The 18,672-nt window shown below is 33.6% G+C and carries 17 protein-coding genes; 14 read left to right on the top strand and 3 right to left on the bottom strand.

Annotation, left to right across the window (positions count from 1 at the left end):
* The first annotated feature begins 65 nt into the window (after window positions 1-65).
* Both E0I26_RS05410 and E0I26_RS05415 read left to right on the top strand, forming a co-directional pair.
* Window positions 66-1,349 (top strand): metal-dependent hydrolase family protein, encoded by a 1,284-nt coding sequence (locus E0I26_RS05410; protein ID WP_131915481.1) that lies wholly within the window; start codon window positions 66-68, stop codon window positions 1,347-1,349.
* Between the two features lie 31 nt (window positions 1,350-1,380).
* Window positions 1,381-2,232, top strand: a complete 852-nt coding sequence (locus E0I26_RS05415; protein ID WP_131915482.1) for a thymidylate synthase — start codon at window positions 1,381-1,383, stop codon at window positions 2,230-2,232.
* Between the two features lie 24 nt (window positions 2,233-2,256).
* Here the strand turns inward: E0I26_RS05415 and E0I26_RS05420 are convergent, their stop codons facing one another.
* The gene (locus tag E0I26_RS05420) at window positions 2,257-2,553 is read right to left on the bottom strand and encodes an isoamylase early set domain-containing protein (protein WP_131915483.1); all 297 of its coding nucleotides are present in this window, start codon (window positions 2,551-2,553) and stop codon (window positions 2,257-2,259) included.
* A gap of 239 nt (window positions 2,554-2,792) precedes the next feature.
* Here E0I26_RS05420 and E0I26_RS05425 point away from each other — a divergent pair, with 239 nt between their 5' ends.
* The 4 genes from E0I26_RS05425 to porT all read left to right on the top strand — a co-directional run bounded on the left by E0I26_RS05425 (window position 2,793) and on the right by porT (window position 5,666).
* Window positions 2,793-3,125, top strand: a complete 333-nt coding sequence (locus E0I26_RS05425; RefSeq protein ID WP_131915484.1) for a 2TM domain-containing protein — start codon at window positions 2,793-2,795, stop codon at window positions 3,123-3,125.
* A gap of 13 nt (window positions 3,126-3,138) precedes the next feature.
* Window positions 3,139-3,621, top strand: coding sequence for a dihydrofolate reductase (locus E0I26_RS05430; RefSeq protein WP_131915485.1), 483 nt, complete (start codon window positions 3,139-3,141; stop codon window positions 3,619-3,621).
* 586 nt (window positions 3,622-4,207) lie between these two features.
* Window positions 4,208-4,939, top strand: coding sequence for a bifunctional demethylmenaquinone methyltransferase/2-methoxy-6-polyprenyl-1,4-benzoquinol methylase UbiE (gene ubiE, locus E0I26_RS05440; RefSeq protein ID WP_131915486.1), 732 nt, complete (start codon window positions 4,208-4,210; stop codon window positions 4,937-4,939).
* 1 nt (window position 4,940) lies between these two features.
* Complete coding sequence (porT, locus tag E0I26_RS05445) at window positions 4,941-5,666, top strand: type IX secretion/gliding motility protein PorT/SprT (protein WP_131915487.1); 726 nt, start codon at window positions 4,941-4,943, stop codon at window positions 5,664-5,666.
* On the opposite strand, the gene E0I26_RS05450 is transcribed toward porT, so the two are convergent.
* On the bottom strand, window positions 5,653-6,396 hold the full coding sequence (locus E0I26_RS05450; RefSeq protein ID WP_131915488.1) for an RNA methyltransferase: 744 nt from the start codon (window positions 6,394-6,396) through the stop codon (window positions 5,653-5,655). The two genes, porT and E0I26_RS05450, sit on opposite strands and share 14 nt — an antisense overlap.
* Before the next feature lie 37 nt (window positions 6,397-6,433).
* On the opposite strand from E0I26_RS05450, the gene tamL reads away from it, so the two are divergent.
* The 3 genes from tamL (at window position 6,434) to accD (ending at window position 11,111) form a co-directional block, all read left to right on the top strand.
* Window positions 6,434-9,001: a translocation and assembly module lipoprotein TamL gene (gene tamL / locus E0I26_RS05455; protein ID WP_131915489.1), complete on the top strand. Its 2,568-nt coding sequence runs from the start codon at window positions 6,434-6,436 to the stop codon at window positions 8,999-9,001.
* Between the two features lie 60 nt (window positions 9,002-9,061).
* A complete protein-coding gene (gene fbaA / locus E0I26_RS05460; RefSeq protein WP_131915490.1) occupies window positions 9,062-10,129 on the top strand; it encodes a class II fructose-bisphosphate aldolase in 1,068 nt (355 codons plus the stop codon).
* A gap of 127 nt (window positions 10,130-10,256) precedes the next feature.
* Complete coding sequence (gene accD / locus E0I26_RS05465; RefSeq protein WP_131915491.1) at window positions 10,257-11,111, top strand: acetyl-CoA carboxylase, carboxyltransferase subunit beta; 855 nt, start codon at window positions 10,257-10,259, stop codon at window positions 11,109-11,111.
* A gap of 117 nt (window positions 11,112-11,228) precedes the next feature.
* Here accD and E0I26_RS05470 read toward each other — a convergent pair whose 3' ends face one another.
* Window positions 11,229-12,485 carry an ABC transporter permease gene (locus tag E0I26_RS05470; protein ID WP_131915492.1) on the bottom strand — a complete coding sequence of 419 codons (1,257 nt, stop codon included), beginning with the start codon at window positions 12,483-12,485 and terminating at the stop codon, window positions 11,229-11,231.
* A 199-nt stretch (window positions 12,486-12,684) separates the two neighbouring features.
* Here E0I26_RS05470 and purH point away from each other — a divergent pair, with 199 nt between their 5' ends.
* The 5 genes from purH to mrdA all read left to right on the top strand — a co-directional run bounded on the left by purH (window position 12,685) and on the right by mrdA (window position 18,668).
* The gene (gene purH / locus E0I26_RS05475) at window positions 12,685-14,211 is read left to right on the top strand and encodes a bifunctional phosphoribosylaminoimidazolecarboxamide formyltransferase/IMP cyclohydrolase (protein WP_131915493.1); all 1,527 of its coding nucleotides are present in this window, start codon (window positions 12,685-12,687) and stop codon (window positions 14,209-14,211) included.
* A 53-nt stretch (window positions 14,212-14,264) separates the two neighbouring features.
* A complete protein-coding gene (locus E0I26_RS05480) occupies window positions 14,265-15,293 on the top strand; it encodes a rod shape-determining protein (RefSeq protein ID WP_114754800.1) in 1,029 nt (342 codons plus the stop codon).
* A gap of 99 nt (window positions 15,294-15,392) precedes the next feature.
* Window positions 15,393-16,217 (top strand): rod shape-determining protein MreC, encoded by an 825-nt coding sequence (gene mreC / locus E0I26_RS05485; RefSeq protein ID WP_131915494.1) that lies wholly within the window; start codon window positions 15,393-15,395, stop codon window positions 16,215-16,217.
* On the top strand, window positions 16,210-16,716 hold the full coding sequence (locus E0I26_RS05490) for a rod shape-determining protein MreD (protein WP_131915495.1): 507 nt from the start codon (window positions 16,210-16,212) through the stop codon (window positions 16,714-16,716). Before mreC ends, E0I26_RS05490 begins: the two co-directional genes overlap by 8 nt.
* The gene (gene mrdA, locus E0I26_RS05495) at window positions 16,713-18,668 is read left to right on the top strand and encodes a penicillin-binding protein 2 (RefSeq protein WP_131915496.1); all 1,956 of its coding nucleotides are present in this window, start codon (window positions 16,713-16,715) and stop codon (window positions 18,666-18,668) included. The genes E0I26_RS05490 and mrdA overlap by 4 nt, the downstream gene beginning before the upstream one ends.
* Window positions 18,669-18,672 lie beyond the last annotated feature (4 nt).

The raw sequence follows: 18,672 nt of genomic DNA on the forward strand, positions 1-18,672 counted from the left end.
TGCAGCAGAATTTAATGCTGCACTTTTTTATATATTTTTAGTAACATCTGTTATAAAACTAATCTATGAAAACAAAATTTGTCCTAATTATTGCAACCTTATTTATTTCTACAATTGCATTTTCTCAAGATTATTATTTACACTGCGGAAAAATTCTAAATACCCAATCTGGCAAAGAGTTATCCAACCAAACCATAATTGTTTCTAAAAATAAAATCACAAAAATACAAGATGGATTTGTATCCAAATCCAAACCCGAAGACATTGAAATCGACCTGAAAAATAAATACATTTTACCAGGTCTTATCGATTTACACGTACATATTGAAGGAGAACACGACACTAAAAGTTACATGTCAAAATATTTAGACAACGAGGCTGACATTGCATTTCAAGCGGTTCGTTGTGCAGAAACAACCCTTTTAGCCGGATTCACTACCGTACGTGATTTAGGAGGAACCGGAGTTAATATCTCCATAAGAAATGCCATTAATAAAGGAATCGTAAAAGGCCCAAGAATATATACCGCAGGAAAATCGATTGCCACAACAGGAGGACATGCTGATCCAACGAACGGAAGCAATCGTAAACTTGTAGGAGATCCAGGCCCGCATGAAGGCGTAATCAATTCTCCGGAAGAAGCAGTAAAAGCAGTAAGAGAGCGCTATAAAGAAGGAGCCGATGTTATTAAAATCACAGCTACAGGCGGTGTTTTAAGTGTGGCAAAAAGTGGCAAAAATCCTCAGTTTACTTTAGACGAAATCAAAGCTATTACAACAACTGCCAAGGATTATAATATGCTTACCGCAGCTCATGCCCACGGAGATGAAGGAATGCAACGAGCTATATTGGGCGGTATAAAAACCATTGAGCACGGCACTTTTATGAGTGAAGAGACAATGGAATTGATGAAAAAATACGATGCTTATTTAGTCCCTACCTTGACCGCTGGAAAAGAAGTAGAAAAAAATGCAGAAATTAATGGTTTTTATCCTGAAATCGTAGTTCCAAAGGCCAGAGAAGTTGGTCCACAAATTAAGGCTACTTTTGCAAAAGCATACAAAAAAGGAGTCAAAATTGCTTTTGGTACCGATGCCGGAGTTTTTGCTCATGGTACAAATGCAAAAGAATTTGGCTATATGGTTGAAGCCGGAATGCCTGCATTAGCCGCTATACAATCAGCAACAACAACGAATGCTATGTTATTGGGCATTGGGAATGAAGTAGGTCAAATCAAAGAGAACTTTTTGGCAGACATTATTGCAGTTGATGAAAATCCTTTGAATACTATCAAAACGCTGGAAAAAGTCGTATTTGTAATGAAAGACGGAAAAATATACAAAAACTAAACTCGCTTACCGCAAATAGAATAAAGACACAATGAAGCAATATTTAGACTTAGTGCAACACGTGATGGAAAACGGTTGTCAAAAAGGAGATCGTACGGGAACAGGAACAAAAAGTGTATTTGGTTACCAAATGCGTTTTGATTTGAATGAAGGTTTTCCAATGGTTACCACTAAAAAACTACACCTGAAATCTATTATCTATGAATTGCTTTGGTTTTTAAAAGGTGATACGAATATTAAGTACCTTCAAGAGAATGACGTTAAGATTTGGGATGCTTGGGCTGATGCCAACGGAGATCTAGGACCAGTTTACGGACACCAATGGCGCAACTGGAATAGTGAAGAAATTGACCAAATAACAGAACTAATTAAAGAATTAAAAACCAATCCTAACAGTCGAAGAATGCTCGTTTCAGCCTGGAATCCATCGGTTCTTCCGGACACCACTAAGTCATTTGAGGAAAATGTTGCCAATAACAAAGCCGCTTTACCTCCTTGTCACGCTTTCTTTCAGTTTTATGTAGCTAGCCCAGACGAAACCAAAGGAGAAACTAAAGGAAAACTTTCCTGCCAGTTGTACCAACGAAGTGCTGATATATTTTTGGGTGTTCCTTTTAATATTGCTTCCTATGCATTATTAACCATGATGATTGCACAGGTTTGCGACCTTGAGGTTGGTGAATTTATCCACACTTTTGGTGACGCGCACATTTACAACAACCATTTTGAACAACTCGAATTGCAATTGTCCCGTGAGCCAAAACCATTGCCTAAAATGATTTTGAATCCCAATATAAAAGACATCTTCGCATTTGATTTTGAAGATTTCACGCTCGAAGGCTATGAACCACATGCCTTGATAAAAGGCAGTGTTGCGGTGTAAAGTAATAAAAAAACGGTGTTTTAGCTAAACTACTAAAACACCGTTTTCATTTCCGGCAAACTCATTCCACTTAAAAGAATCTGCTTCCGGCTCATTGACAAATGTTCCGTCAATTACGTATTTAAATTCGTAGGCTGCATCTTTGTTTACATCGAAAACCCCTTTGAAAGTACCATTTTTTAATTTGCTCAAAGCACCTTCAGCAACATTCCAATTGTTGAAATCGCCAACAACAGAAGCATGACTTGCTTCTTTTGCTTCAACTGAAAAGGTAACTTTACAAACTGGTTTTGTCTTAACAAATTGTTTCTTGATTGCCATAACTATTTCATTTATAGATTTATAAAACAAAGAAAGCAAAAGAATTTGAACGTACAATGAACGTAACGAAGATTTAATACAATGTGGCAAACCATGTTAATTTATGACCAATTTCTTAATTTTAAGCCTGTTAAATTTAACATTCAAGAAAGAGAAAACGTTTTCTTGTTAAATTAATATAGAAGCAAAATAGTGACTTTCCAAAATAAATTTTACCTTTATAAACTAAATTTTGATCAATGGAAAAAGAACTACACGAACAGTATGAATATGCAAGAAGAAGAATTAAACAAAAAAAAAGATTGTATTTTCATTTTGTCCTTTTCGTCTTAGGAAGTTTGCTTTTATTTATCGCTAATAAGTTTTTCGAAATTGCCGTAGATTCCCACTGGTCCATTTGGATTATCACCATATGGTTGTTCCTCTTTATTTTACATTTTATAAAAATTTTCATCACGGATCGTTTTATGAATAAAAATTGGGAAAGGGAACAAATAGACCGACTTGTAGCTTTACAACAAAAAAAACTGGATCAATTACAAACACAGGTTAACAACGACGACCTTAAATAACAGTACATCAATTATGATAATAATGATTGCGGCCGTTGCCGAAAATAATGCTTTAGGTAAAAACAACGAACTGGTTTGGCATTTACCAAATGATTTCAAAAGATTTAAATCCCTTACATCCGGACATCATATTATAATGGGCAGAAAAACATTTGAAAGTTTTCCAAAACCATTACCTAACAGAACCCACATCATAATCACAAGACAAAAAGAGTATCAAGCCGAAGGTTGCATCATCGTTGATAGTATGGACAAAGCATTAGCCATTTGTCCCAAAAACGAAGACACATTTATAATTGGTGGTGGTGAAATTTATACCTTAGGACTCCCTTTTACTGACAAAATAGAAATAACACGTGTTCATCACAACTTTGAAGGCGACGCTCATTTCCCTGAAATTAATGACGATGAATGGAAAATAATAGTTTCAGAATTTAATGAGAAGGACGAAAAACATCTCTACGATTATTCGTATCAGACATTCCTTAGAAAATAAAACAAAAAAACATCCTTTTTACGGGATGTTTTTTTTAAACCATTGATCAAAGAGACGATCTACTCTTGAAAGAGTATTTGATAACATAAAATAAAAATTACAAATAGTAGTAATACTCCAGAAATGAAGATTATAACATTTGATGTTTTTTGAGAATACATCTCAAAAAAGCCTTTAATACCAAATACCACGAAGGTACTAAAGACGAAAAAAATTAAAATTTCCAAAAACAAATTTAATCCTAAGAACGTATGTTGCGTTTTAACTACAATACAGTTTTGTAAAACCGTATTTTCAAAACAGCTAACAAGAACAAATGAGATAAAAAACGCTAAAATTATCCACTTGATTTGGTTGATCGGTTCTCTTTTAATCATTTAATATGGTTATTTTCTTGAATAACAAATTTGTACAATAAAATCATTAGTTACAATACCCACTTTTAGTGATATTTCAAATAAAATAAATTTTAGTTTTTTTTCTTAAATGAGTGTGTTTGAAAAACCAAGAATAAAACTTGATTCTAATTTTTTGAAACTCATTTTAAGTTCATCAAGTTTGTATTATATTTGTACAAACTAAAAAAATGTCAGAAAAAATAACACCCTATAAAGATTCAGCGCTAGGCAAAAAAGAACAAGTTGCAAAAATGTTTGACACCATTTCTGGAAATTATGATAATCTGAATCGTGTCATTTCTTTCGGTATTGATATAAAATGGCGTAAAAAAGTGTTGCAAATAGTTGCGAAATCAAATCCGAAAATCATTCTGGACATCGCAACCGGTACTGGTGATTTGGCCATTTTGATGGCACAAACAAATGCTGAAAAAATCATCGGGTTGGATATATCAGCAGGAATGCTGGAAGTAGGCGTAAAAAAAATTGCTTCAAAAAATCTTTCCAATACTATCGAAATGATTTTGGGCGACTCCGAAAACATGCCTTTTGAAGACAACTATTTTGATGCCATAACCGTTGCTTTTGGAGTTCGTAATTTTGACGATTTAGAAAAAGGCCTGGCTGAAATTCTAAGAGTTTTAAAACCTAACGGTGTATTTGTTATTTTAGAAACTTCGGTGCCGGACAAAACGCCTTACAGACAAGGATATAATTTTTACACAAAAAATATTCTTCCTCTAATAGGTAAAGTCTTCTCTAAAGACGATGTTGCATATGGTTATTTATCTGAATCGGCAGCTGCATTCCCTTATGGCGAAGTATTAAACAATATTTTGAGAAAAATTGGGTTTATAGATGTTGTAGCTTTACCACAAACTTTTGGCGTAGCTACCATTTACTCAGCTTCTAAAAAATAACATGAAAAAAATAATTGTCTTACTATTTTTTGCTTTTATTCTAAAAGGATACGCTCAAAAGTCTAAAAATATATTTAGCAGAGATCCTATTATTAATTTGGAAAATTTTCAAAAAAAGAGAATGTATTATGGGTTTTATTTAGGGTTTAACTCGTATGATTTCAAAATAGATTATAAAACAGTAGGTCCCGATATTCTTATAAAAAAAACCACTGGGTTTAATGTGGGTATCGTTGCTGATTTGAAACTTCAGGAATACATTGACTTACGATTTGAGCCGGGTCTTTATTATACAAGAAGAGATTTACATTATCCAACAAGCTATTTTTCTGAAAGCACTATTCCCACTTCTTCTGACAAACTAAGAGAGATAAACAGCACCTACATCCATTTTCCATTATTGGTAAAATTTTCCTCCCTTAGAACAGGGAATATTCGCCCCTATTTAGTAGGAGGCGTATCTGCAACGTTAAACTTATCCAGCAATTCTAAATTAATTGATGACAACTTAGAACAACGTTTTAGAGTAAAGGCATGGACCACTAATTATGAATTGGGTTTTGGAATTGATCTTTTTTCAGAATATTTTATATTTTCCCCTTCCATAAGAGGTGTTTTTGGAATGAATGACGAATTAATCAGAGATAAAGACCCAAACAGTCCATGGACAAGCAACATAGAATCGCTGAAAACCAGAGCAGTCTTCATCAATTTTACTTTCCATTAAAAAGGTAACCTCTACAAAACTCGCTTAATACTATAGCGGTAGCAGTGGCAACATTGAGGCTTTCTGTTTTTTGAAGATCCCCAAAACGAGGAATTGTGAGTCTGTTTGTGGCTAAACTTTCAAGTGCTGCCGAAACGCCATTAGCCTCATTACCCATAATAATAATGCCTTCTTTAGGTAAAACCGATTTATAAATATTCTCTCCATCCATAAAAGTACCAAAAACGGGTAATTTTGTTTGTGTAATAAAAGCATTAAGATCAATATAATTCACGTTGACCCTGGCTATAGAACCCATAGTTGCCTGAACGACCTTTGGATTATAAATATCAACTGTTTCCTTTGAACACAACAACTGCTTAACACCAAACCAATCACACAAACGCAATATGGTTCCTAAATTTCCCGGATCACGAATAGTATCAAGCGCTACAATTAAACCTGTTTCAATAATTGGTTTTTCCAAGGGCATTTTGAAAACTCCCAAACATGTATTTGGGGTTGCTAATGCACTGATTTTTTTCAAATCGCTTTCTTGAATAATCGTTTTTCTCGATACATGGACTTCCTCAAAATCATTTTGGGTAGTATACAAATGTTCCAGCTCAAAATTAGACTCCAGCAGTTCATGAATTCCTTTTACGCCTTCGGCAAAAAATAATTTATTGGCAATTCTATATTTTTTTTGCTGCAAACTCGTTATAAGCTTTATTTGGTTTTTACTAACCATAAAATAATGTACTTTTGAATTAAATATTTTAGAACACTTGAAAAAAACTTCCACAAAAATAACTGCATTTATTCTAATTGCAATACTAATTTGCGCTTGTAACGCTGTAAAAAGAGTTCCGGACGGAAAGCTACTGCTTACAAAAAACGAAATTACTGTAAATGACAAAGCAATTAAGGACGAAAATGTTTTTAATCAACTGTATCAAAAACCAAACAGCACCTTACTGGGGTATCGTTTACGCTTGAACCTTTACAATCTTGCCAATCTAAATCCAGATTCAACCTACCAAGCCAAGTTTACAAATAATCCGGAAAAATTTAGAAGAAAATCAAAATGGCTGTCTGAAAAACAAGTCAATCGACTTGGAAAATCTTTTTTGTACCATGGAATTCATGATTTCTTGAAAAGAACCGGGGAAGTTCCCGTAATTATTGACAAAGAAAGAGCTGACAAATCATTGTTACGATTGAAATACTATTATTTCAACAATGGCTTTTTTAATGTAAATGCTACTTACAAAATAGATACTTTGAGTATTAAAAAGGCTAAAATAAAATATGCCATTACTCCCGGAAATGCTTACTTTTTAGATTCTTTAAGAACTACTATTTTAACACCGGCATTGGATTCTTTGTATCAAACAAACAAATCCAACACATTTATCAAATCAGGCAATCAATATAAAACGGAAGATTTTGAGAATGAAAAAAACCGAATCACCACTCATTTTAGAAATAATGGAGCCTATTATTTTCAGCCTAATTATGTGACTTTTGATATTGATACCATTAAAAAAGTCAATCAGGCAAATATAAACTTGATGATTGATAATTATTCTTATCAAGATGGCGATTCTACCCGAACAGAACCTTTTAAAATTTATAAAATAAGCGATGTAAATATTTACACTGATTATTCTCCAAGTAGCAATACTATAAAAATTACGGATAGCACAACCTATAAGAACTTCAACTTATACAGTCAGGAAAAATTAAGATACAAGCCACGAGCCATTACTAATGCTATCTTTATTACAAAAGGAGGGTTATTTGCGGATTATAAAACCGTTTTGACAACGCGGTATTTAAACAATCTTAAAATTTTCAACTATCCTTCAATACAATATAAAGTTGACCCTAGAGACTCTACCGCACAATCATTGATTGCAGAAGTATATTTAACTCCGAGAAAAAAATATAGTTTTGGGACTACATTAGATGTCACTCATTCTAACATACAAGATTTCGGTGTGGGCTTAAGTGTTTCTGAAACGATACGAAACGTTTTCAATGGAGCCGAAACCCTTGAATTAGCTGCGCGTGGCAATATTGGTTCTTCAAAAGATTTAGCGAATCCAAAGAATAATTTTTTCAATGTTTCAGAATACGGTTTGGATTTAAAACTGAATATCCCAAGGATTTTCATGCCTTTCAGCACTGAAAAAATCATTCCAAAAAGCATGATTCCATCCACTTTAATCACAGCGGGTTTTGCAAAACAACAAAATATTGGTTTAGACAAAGAGAATTTTACCGGAACCCTATCGTATAACTGGACTCCAAAAAGAAACAATACCGCTAGATTTGATCTTTTCAACACCCAATTTGTACGAAATCTAAACACACAAAATTACTTTAATGTTTACAGTTCTTCCTATAATGCTTTGAATGAAATCAGCAAAGAATACAATACAAATCCTTCTTATTATAACAATGACATTGACAAAGATTTGCTTATTGAAGAAGGAACAACTGGCTTTACTAACGATGTTCTCACGGGTAACGCTAACTTTTTGAAACCATTGGAAGCCGCAGACTTTAGGTCTGTAAAAAGTATTGAAGAACGAAGACTCAGACTTACGGAGAATGATTTTATTTTGGCTACCAGTTTTACTTTTTCAAAAACAACCAAAAAGGATTTAACTGACAATACTTTTTATCTTTTTAGAACAAAAATAGAATCGGCTGGAACTATTTTATCTGGTTTTGCAAAAGCAACAAATCAGAAGAAAAATTCAAATGATAATTATGAAATATTCAATTTAGAATATTCAGAATACATAAAAACCGAATTTGATTATATTAAACATTGGGATTTCTCCAAAGAAAAAATAGTTGCATTTCGGTCATTTTTTGGGATAGCCATTCCATTTGGAAATTCAGATTACATTCCCTTTTCAAGAAGTTATTTTTCAGGAGGATCAAATGACAACAGGGCATGGCAACCGTATGGTTTAGGACCGGGCAGCAGTGGCGCATTGGATGATTTCAATGAGGCTAATATGAAAATTTTAATTAGTGGAGAGTTTCGATTTAAGATATTAGGCAGTTTAAAAGGAGCGCTTTTTGCCGATGCCGGGAATATTTGGAACGTACTGGATAATGTAGAAGATGAGAAATCAACTTTCACAAGTCTTAGTGATTTAAAAGATATCGCATTAGGCACTGGATTTGGACTTAGATATGACCTAAGTTTTTTTGTAATTCGTTTTGATTTAGGATTTAAAACCTACAATCCAGCCAATGAAACCAACAAAAGATGGTTCCAGGAATACAATTTTGCGAACTCCGTTTTAAATTTCGGAATAAATTATCCGTTCTAATGCTATTTAATTCTTATTTTTGCAAACTAAAAACTAAAAAAAATAACTAAAAAAATTACAATGGCACACAACATAAAACCAGGCGTAGCTACAGGAGATCAGGTTCAGGAAATTTTTAATTATGCTAAAGAAAAAGGATTTGCACTTCCTGCAGTAAATGTTACGGGATCAAATACTATCAATAGCGTTCTTGAAACTGCAGCAAAACTTAATGCTCCGGTTATCATTCAATTTTCAAATGGAGGAGCACAATTTAATGCAGGAAAAGGACTTTCTAATGCAGGCGAAAAAGCAGCTATCGCTGGTGGAATTGCTGGTGCATTACACATTCATACTTTGGCGGAAGCTTACGGAGCAACCGTAATTTTACATACTGACCATTGCGCAAAAAAATTATTGCCTTGGATTGACGGTTTATTAGATGCTTCCGAAAAACATTTTGCTGCAACAGGAAAACCATTATACTCTTCTCACATGATTGATTTATCAGAAGAGCCTATCGAAGAAAACATTGAAATTTGCAAAGGATATTTGGAAAGAATGAGCAAAATGGGAATGACATTGGAAATCGAACTTGGAATTACAGGTGGCGAAGAAGATGGTGTTGACAACTCTGATGTTGACAGTTCAAAATTATACACACAACCTGAAGAAGTTGCTTACGCATACGAAGAACTTTCTAAAGTAAGCCCAAGATTCACAATTGCTGCTGCTTTTGGAAACGTACACGGTGTTTACAAACCCGGAAATGTAAAATTGACTCCAAAAATATTAAAAAATTCTCAAGATTTTGTACAAAATAAATTCAATACAGGACACAACCCGGTAGACTTTGTTTTCCACGGTGGTTCAGGTTCTACATTGGAAGAAATTAGAGAAGGCATTAGCTACGGAGTAATAAAAATGAATATTGATACCGATTTACAATTTGCTTTTACGGAAGGTATCCGTGATTACATGGTAAAAAACATTGATTATTTGAAAACTCAAATTGGAAACCCAGAAGGTGCTGATGTTCCAAATAAAAAATATTACGATCCAAGAAAATGGCTGCGTGAAAGCGAAGTTACTTTCAACACAAGACTTGAGCAAGCTTTTGCTGACTTGAACAATGTGAATACACTATAAAAATAGTGTTCAGTGTTCCGTTTTTTTTAGTATTCAGTTATCAAAAAACTGATTATTGAATCTAAATAAGGAACACTAAAAAACGGAACACTGAATACTTGATTACTGAACACTGAATACTAGAAAAATGGCTTGGTTTAAAAGAAAAGAAAAAGGGATTACTACTGCTACCGAAGATAAAATGGATATTCCAAAAGGGCTTTGGTACAAATCTCCAACTGGAAAAATTATTGATGCCGAAGAACTAGCTCGTAACTTATTTGTAAGTCCCGAAGATGGTTTTCACGTTAGAATTGGAAGTACAGAATATTTTCAAATTTTATTTGACAACAATGAATTTGTCGAATTAGACGAAAACATGACCTCTAAAGACCCTTTGCATTTTGTTGATACCAAAAAATATGCAGATCGTTTGAAAGATGTCATGGGAAAAACCAAACTTAAAGACGCAGTACGTACCGGAGTTGGAAAATCCAAAGGAAAAGATCTAGTAATTTGCTGTATGGACTTTGCATTCATTGGTGGTTCTATGGGAGCTGTAGTGGGAGAAAAAATTGCAAGAGGAATCGACCATGCCATCAAAAACAAATTACCATTTGTTATGATTTCAAAATCAGGTGGAGCAAGAATGATGGAAGCTGCTTATTCATTAATGCAGTTAGCTAAAACATCCGTAAAACTGGCCCAACTTGCCGAAGCAAAATTACCATACATTTCCTTATGTACAGATCCAACAACTGGAGGAACAACTGCTTCTTATGCCATGTTAGGAGACATTAATATTTCTGAACCGGGTGCATTAATAGGATTTGCCGGACCAAGAGTAGTTCGAGACACAACAGGTAAAGATTTACCCGAAGGTTTCCAGACTGCCGAGTTTCTTCTTGAACATGGTTTCTTAGACTTTATCACTCCTCGAAAAGAATTGAAAGACAAGATTAATTTGTATATCGATTTGATTCAAAATAATAATATTAGATAATGAAAATCCCGAGCAATCGGGATTTTTTATTGTCATAAATATTTCATTCCAAACAGAAACAGCTTCCAAATAATTTTGAAAGCTGTTTTTTTTTATTTCTTTAATTGTCGTCTTAATTTACATTCCCGTCCTAATCGCCTCCACAGGATCTAATTTTGAAGCAGAAATTGCAGGAAGGATTCCGGAGATCAATCCAATTATGACTGCTAATCCCGTTCCCAAAACAATATTTGCCGCACTTAAAACAAATTCAAAATCTAAAGCATTTGTTAGAATAAGCGCAATAATCCAAACCATAAGCAATCCAATTATTCCACCAATTAGACACAAGATAATAGCTTCAAATAAAAACTGGAACAATATAAACCTGTTTTTGGCTCCTAATGATTTCTGAATCCCTATTAAATGGGTACGTTCTTTAACGGAAACAAACATGATATTAGCGATACCAAAACCACCCACAAGAAGTGAAAATCCCGCAATTATCCACCCGGCTATATTCATAAAACCTATAGTTTCATCAATCATATCAGTTGCGCCTTTAAGAAAATTGACGAAAAAAGTATCGATCTGTCCTGACTTAATTCCTCTAAAATTCCTGATTTTATATGTAATTTGAGCTTTAAGGTTTTCTATATCAATACCTTTACTAGGCTTAATAATGACTATTGGGTAAAATGATTGATTGTTGTCTCCAAACAAACTTCGTATCCTATTTACCGTAGGATAAATGGTGTGATCAGGATTAGAACCAAAGCTTATCATTCTATCCCCTACTTTTTTTAGAGTCCCAACCACTTTAAACCGCTGTCCGTACAACCTAACTTCCTTCCCTAATGGAGAAACTCCTTCAAAAAGCGACTCTGCAATTTCATGTCCTATTACAACATTATTACTACCCGAGTTTGATTCTTGCTCACTAAAAAAACGTCCTTCTTTAAAATCTAATTTTTCAATATCAGAGAATTCATAAGTACAAGGAACTACAGCTATTGAACTTACTGTTTTTGATTCATACTTTATAGTTTCTCGTCCCGCATAAAGTTTAAAGCAAACACTTTCAACATCAGTTAAACTATTTTTTAAAAATTTATACTCCTCATAAGTTACATCCGGAAATTGTTCAACCTTCCAACCTGGAACATCTGTGGGTCCAAAACTATATTTAAAAAAGAAAACAGTACTATTGTCTAAACTTCCAATATCTTTTTTTATTTTCCTGTCCAAAGAATCAACGGCCGCAAGTACAGCTATAATCGAAAAAATTCCAATAGTAACTCCTAACAAAGAAAGCAACGTTCTTAACTTGTTGTTTCGCAATGCATTCATTGCAAAGCCAAAACTCTCTTTTAATAATCGAAGGTAAACCAGCATAAAAATTTTTTTGTATTAAAGTAAAATTCCATAAATATTATTCAAAAACCTAATGAAAAACGTATTCGTTGCTGTGTGAATCAATTATTTTATCTTTACCAATAAAAATAGGAGTAAAAATTACACATTATCTCATTTTCAAATGGCTTAATTTTCACATTAAAAAACTATTTTTGCATTTTATAATTATAACTACACAATGAACACAACAAAAACAATTCAATCTGCATTAATCTCTGTCTTTTCAAAAGAAGGATTAGAACCTATAGTAAGACAACTAAACAGTCAAAATGTTACACTTTATTCTACTGGAGGAACTGAGGATTTTATAAAAAATTTAGGAATTCCTGTAATTCCTGTTGAAGATGTTACCTCCTACCCTTCTATTCTGGGCGGTAGAGTAAAAACATTACACCCAAAAGTTTTTGGAGGAATCTTAAATCGCCAAGACAACGAGAGTGATGTACAGCAAATGATAGAGTTCAACATTCCGCAAATAGATTTAGTAATTGTTGATTTATATCCTTTTGAAAAAACAGTAGCTTCTGGAGCTAGTGAATCAGATATTATTGAAAAAATAGATATTGGCGGTATTTCTTTGATACGCGCTGCCGCAAAAAACTTCAAGGACACCGTAATTGTAGCATCGGTTGACCAATATGGTTTGCTTTTGGATTTGATTACTGATCAAAATGGAGCTACAACATTGGAAGACAGAAAATTATTGGCTACAAAAGCATTTCATGTTTCATCGCATTATGATACTGCAATTTTCAATTATTTTAATACTGACGAAACAATCTACAAACAAAGTATTGCTAACGGTCAAGTTTTAAGATATGGTGAGAATCCACATCAAAAAGGATTTTTCTTCGGTGATTTTGATGCTATGTTCAAAAAAGTTCACGGAAAAGAATTGTCTTATAATAATTTATTAGACGTAGATGCTGCCGTAAATTTGATTAATGAATTCAAAAATGACGGTCCCACATTTGCAATATTAAAACACAATAATGCTTGTGGTTTAGCGACAAGAACAACCATTAGCGAAGCCTATCTTACGGCTTTGGCGTGCGACCCAACTTCTGCTTTTGGAGGTGTTTTAATTTCGAATACAAAAATTGATATTGCTACTGCTTCAGAAATAAACAAATTATTTTGCGAAGTGGTGATTGCTCCAGAATATGACACTGAAGCCATTGCAATTTTACAAGAAAAGAAAAACCGAATTATATTAGTTCAAAACGAAGTAGAATTACCACAAAAACAAGTACGTACTTGCTTAAACGGAATTTTAGTTCAGGAAAGAAACAACATAACCGACAATAAAGAAGACTTAAGAACCGTTACTATAACTGAACCTACTGAACAAGAAGTTCAGGATCTAATTTTTGCTTCCAAAATTTGTAAAAACACAAAATCAAATACGATTGTTTTTGCAAAAAATGGTACACTTATTGCGTCAGGTACAGGACAGACATCAAGAGTTGATGCCTTGCAACAAGCAATCGAAAAAGCGAATAATTTTCACTTTGATTTGCATGGAGCTGTGATGGCAAGCGATGCGTTTTTCCCTTTTCCAGATTGTGTAGAAATAGCTAAAGAAGCTGGAATAACTGCTGTAATTCAGCCCGGAGGATCAATAAAAGACGAATTAAGTATTAATTATTGTAATGAAAATAAAGTTGCAATGGTATTTACAGGAACTCGTCATTTTAAACATTAATTTGTTTAACTTTGCCTGTCACAAATTTATAACTTTTAACCCTTAAAAAACTTATGGGATTTTTTGATTTCATGACCGAGGATATTGCGATAGACCTTGGTACCGCCAACACTTTAATCATACATAATGATAAAGTTGTAATTGATTCCCCATCAATAGTTGCCCGAGACAGGATTTCGGGTAAAATCATTGCTGTTGGTAAAGAAGCCAACATGATGCAGGGAAAAACACATGAAAACATTAAAACGATAAGACCTTTGAAAGATGGTGTAATTGCTGATTTTGATGCTTCAGAAAAAATGATCAGTATGTTTATAAAAAGCATACCGGCATTGAAAAAAAGAATGTTTACTCCCGCATTAAGAATGGTTGTTTGTATTCCTTCCGGTATTACTGAAGTGGAGATGAGAGCCGTAAAAGAATCATGCGAAAGAGTAAATGGTAAAGAAGTGTATTTGATACATGAACCTATGGCAGCAGCAATAGGTATTGGAATAGACATCATGCAGCCTAAAGGAAACATGATTGTTGACATAGGTGGTGGAACAACTGAAATTGCAGTAATTGCATTAGGCGGGATTGTATGTGATAAATCAGTAAAAATTGCCGGTGATGTATTTACAAATGACATCGTTTATTACATGCGTACACAACACAACCTTTTTGTTGGAGAAAGTACAGCTGAAAAAATCAAAATTCAAATTGGTGCCGCTATTGAAGACTTAGAAACTCCTCCAGAAGACATGTCAGTTCAAGGAAGGGATTTACTTACCGGTAAACCAAAACAAGTAGAAGTTTCTTATAGAGAAATTGCTAAAGCATTAGACAAATCAATACAAAGAATTGAAGATGCAGTAATGGAAACTTTATCACAAACACCTCCTGAATTAGCAGCTGACATTTATAACACAGGAATTTACCTTGCAGGTGGAGGATCTATGTTAAGAGGTCTTGATAAAAGGATTTCACAAAAAACAGATTTACCTGTTTACATTGCTGAAGACCCATTAAGAGCAGTTGTTAGAGGAACTGGTATGGCACTTAAAAACATTACAAAATTTAAAAGTATTTTAATTAAGTAATCTGTTTTTGTTACACTTGTCAGCTCTCAAGTCAATTTCAATTTACAGCAATTAGATTACAAACAAGACATACAGTTATTTACATTATACCGTTAAGAAATGCAGCAAATATTTAATTTTATTTTTAAAAACAGTAATAGATTACTGTTTTTGCTGCTTTTGGGTATCTCGTTATCACTCACCATCCAATCCCACTCTTTCCACAGAAGCAAAATAATCAGTTCTGCTAACTTTTTAAGTGGCGGAGTGTACGAAAAGGTGAATAATCTTAACGAATACTTGAATTTAAAAACTCAAAATGATGCGCTTGCTCTTGAAAACGCAAAGCTAAAAAGTCTTTTATTTAATCGTAAAGACACTACTGCAATAAAAAAACTGGATAGTATTAAAGGGATAAAACCAGACGATATTGTCGTTTCAAAAGTGATACACAATTCCTATAATGTCCATGAAAATTATTTAACCTTAAATTCAGGAGAATTACAAGGCATTAAACCAGATATGGGTGTCATTAACAGTTTAGGAATTGTTGGGATCATAGAAAATACATCTCCAAATTATTCGACCGTAATCAGCATTCTGAATAAAAAATCTCAAATTAATGCCAAAATCAAAAAGTCAAATCACTTTGGGTCTTTGATTTGGGATGGAAAAAGTACAGGCTTCGTTCAATTGATCGATGTTCCGAGATTAGCGGCGATAAGAAAAGGCGATACAATCGTAACTGGAGGACAATCGGTTATATTTCCTGAAAATATAGGAATCGGTACAATTGATAAGATATTTATAGAAGAAAAAAATAATTATTACACCATAAATGTTAAGTTATTTAATGACATGACTAATTTAGGACATGTTTATATCATAAAAAGTAAAGACCGTGAAGAAATTACTAATTTAGAAAAAAGAGAAAAAGATGAATAGCGCATTGTTAGTCAATATTTTTCGATTCATTCTGTTATTGGCATTTCAGATTATCATTTTCAATAATATGAATTTTTTGGGCTACATAAGTCCTTTCCCTTATATGTTGTTCATAATCCTGTATCCCGTAAACGGAAATAAGTCAGGTCTTGTAGTTGCCAGTTTTTTTCTTGGACTTATTATGGATATGTTTAGTAATTCTGGCGGAATACATGCAACTGCCTGTTTAGTTCTAGCATATTTTAGGCCATTCATTTTTAAATTTGCTTTTGGTCTGAGTTATGAATATCAAACTATAAAATTAAATGATATTTTAACACCTGAAAGATTCTCATTTATACTACTCTCAGTTGTGATTCATCATTTTACGTTATTTTTACTGGAAGCATTTCAGTTTAGCTTTATTTTTGATATTCTAATCCGAACTTTATTAAGTACCGTATTCACAATAATTATTTGCATTATCATAATATACCTTATTAAGCCTAACAAAAGATGAGAAAAGTCTTATTGCCTTCCTTAATCATTCTAGCTACATCTTTGCTTGTAATACGAATCTTTTATTTGCAAATTATTGACGACACCTTAAAATTAAAATCAGACAATAACGCCATTAAAATAAAATATGAATATCCTGAAAGAGGGTATATTTATGACCGAAAAGGAAAGTTATTAGTTGCAAACCAAGCCTCTTATGACATCATGGTCATTCCCCGAGAATTAAAAAACACGGATACTTTAGAATTTTGTCAATTATTAAATATTACAAAAGAGGATTTTATTAAAAAAATTGAAAAAGCAAAAGTATACAGCCCACGTTTGCCATCTGTTTTTTTACCTCAATTGAACAAAAGTGAATTTGCCGCTTTTCAAGAAAAAATACGAAAATATCAAGGTTTTTACTTTCAAAAAAGATCTCTTCGTGATTATGAAGTTGCTTTTGGAGCCAATATTTTTGGATTCATTACACAAGTTAATGAGAAACTAGTCGCTAAAAACCCGTATTACAACAGTGGGGATTTAATAGGAAGACAGGGCGTTGAAGAGAGTTATGAAGATCTTTTAAGAGGAATAAAAGGCGTAAAATACATTCAAAAAGACAAATACAACAGAGAAATCGGTTCTTATAAAGACGGAAAATACGATACTATTGCTGTTCAAGGAGAAGATATAAATCTTACCCTAGACGCTGAACTTCAAAAGTATGGTGAAGAACTAATGATCAATAAAAGAGGAGGAATCGTTGCCATTGAACCAAAGACTGGAGAAATTTTAGCATTGGTTACTGCTCCATCTTATGATCCGGGTATCCTAGTAGGTAGACAACGATCTAAAAATTACACTCAATTGTATCGCGATTCCATTGCAAAACCGCTTTATGACAGAGGACTATTAGCCGAGTATCCTCCAGGATCTCCTTTTAAAATCCTGACTGGATTGGTAGCGCTACAAGAAGGCGTTGTGGACGAACAGTCTACTTTTATGTGTCGCGGCGGTTTTAGTTACGGGCGTGGGCGATTTCAAAAATGTCACTGTAAAATTTTTGGAAATGTCAAATTACACAACGGAGTTTATAGATCTTGTAACGCTTACTTTTCAAATGCTTATTTACGTACCATTGGCAAATATGCAAAGCCCGCCTACGCAGTAGATGCTTGGAGTAATCATGTAAAAAGTTTTGGGCTAGGGCAATTTATGGGGTATGATTTACCCACCGGTAAAAAAGGAAACGTACCAGATTCAAAAACATATAAAAAAGTTTATCCAAACGGAGGTTGGAGAGGCACTACAATTATATCCAATGCTATCGGACAGGGAGAAGTTTTGATGACACCCATTCAACTCGCCAACATGATGGCAACTGTTGCCAATGAAGGATATTATTACACCCCTCATATCATCAAGAAAATTGAAGGCCACAAAATTGACAAAAAATTTACTACAAAACACGTAACCACCATAGACAAGAAATATTTCAAACCTATAATTAGTGGTTTATTTGATGTTTACAACATGGGGACAGCCAGTGCACTGCGTGTAGAAGGGATAGATATTTGTGGAAAAACAGGTACTGCCGAAAATTTTGCGAGAATAGATGGAAAAAGAATAAAACTGGAAGACCATTCTATATTTGTAGCTTTTGCACCTAAAGACAATCCAAAAATTGCAATAGCAATTTTAGTTGAAAACGGTGGTTATGGAGCCGCAATAGCGGGACCTATCGCCAGTTTGATGATTGAAAAATACCTGAGACAAAAAATCACCAGAGTTGACCTCGAAAAAAGAATTCTCGCAACAAGTTTACAAAGTCGATATGCTAAATTAGGCGGACTCTCTGAAGCAGTTAAATTACAAATAAGAATTAGTGATTCTCTTCTAAAAAAGAAAACAATAATTCCAACTGTGAAAGTAAAAACAGATACCACGAAATCGAATAAACAAGCTATTTAATTCA

The organism is Flavobacterium rhamnosiphilum (assembly GCF_004349195.1).
In the GTDB taxonomy this organism is placed as follows: domain Bacteria; phylum Bacteroidota; class Bacteroidia; order Flavobacteriales; family Flavobacteriaceae; genus Flavobacterium; species Flavobacterium rhamnosiphilum.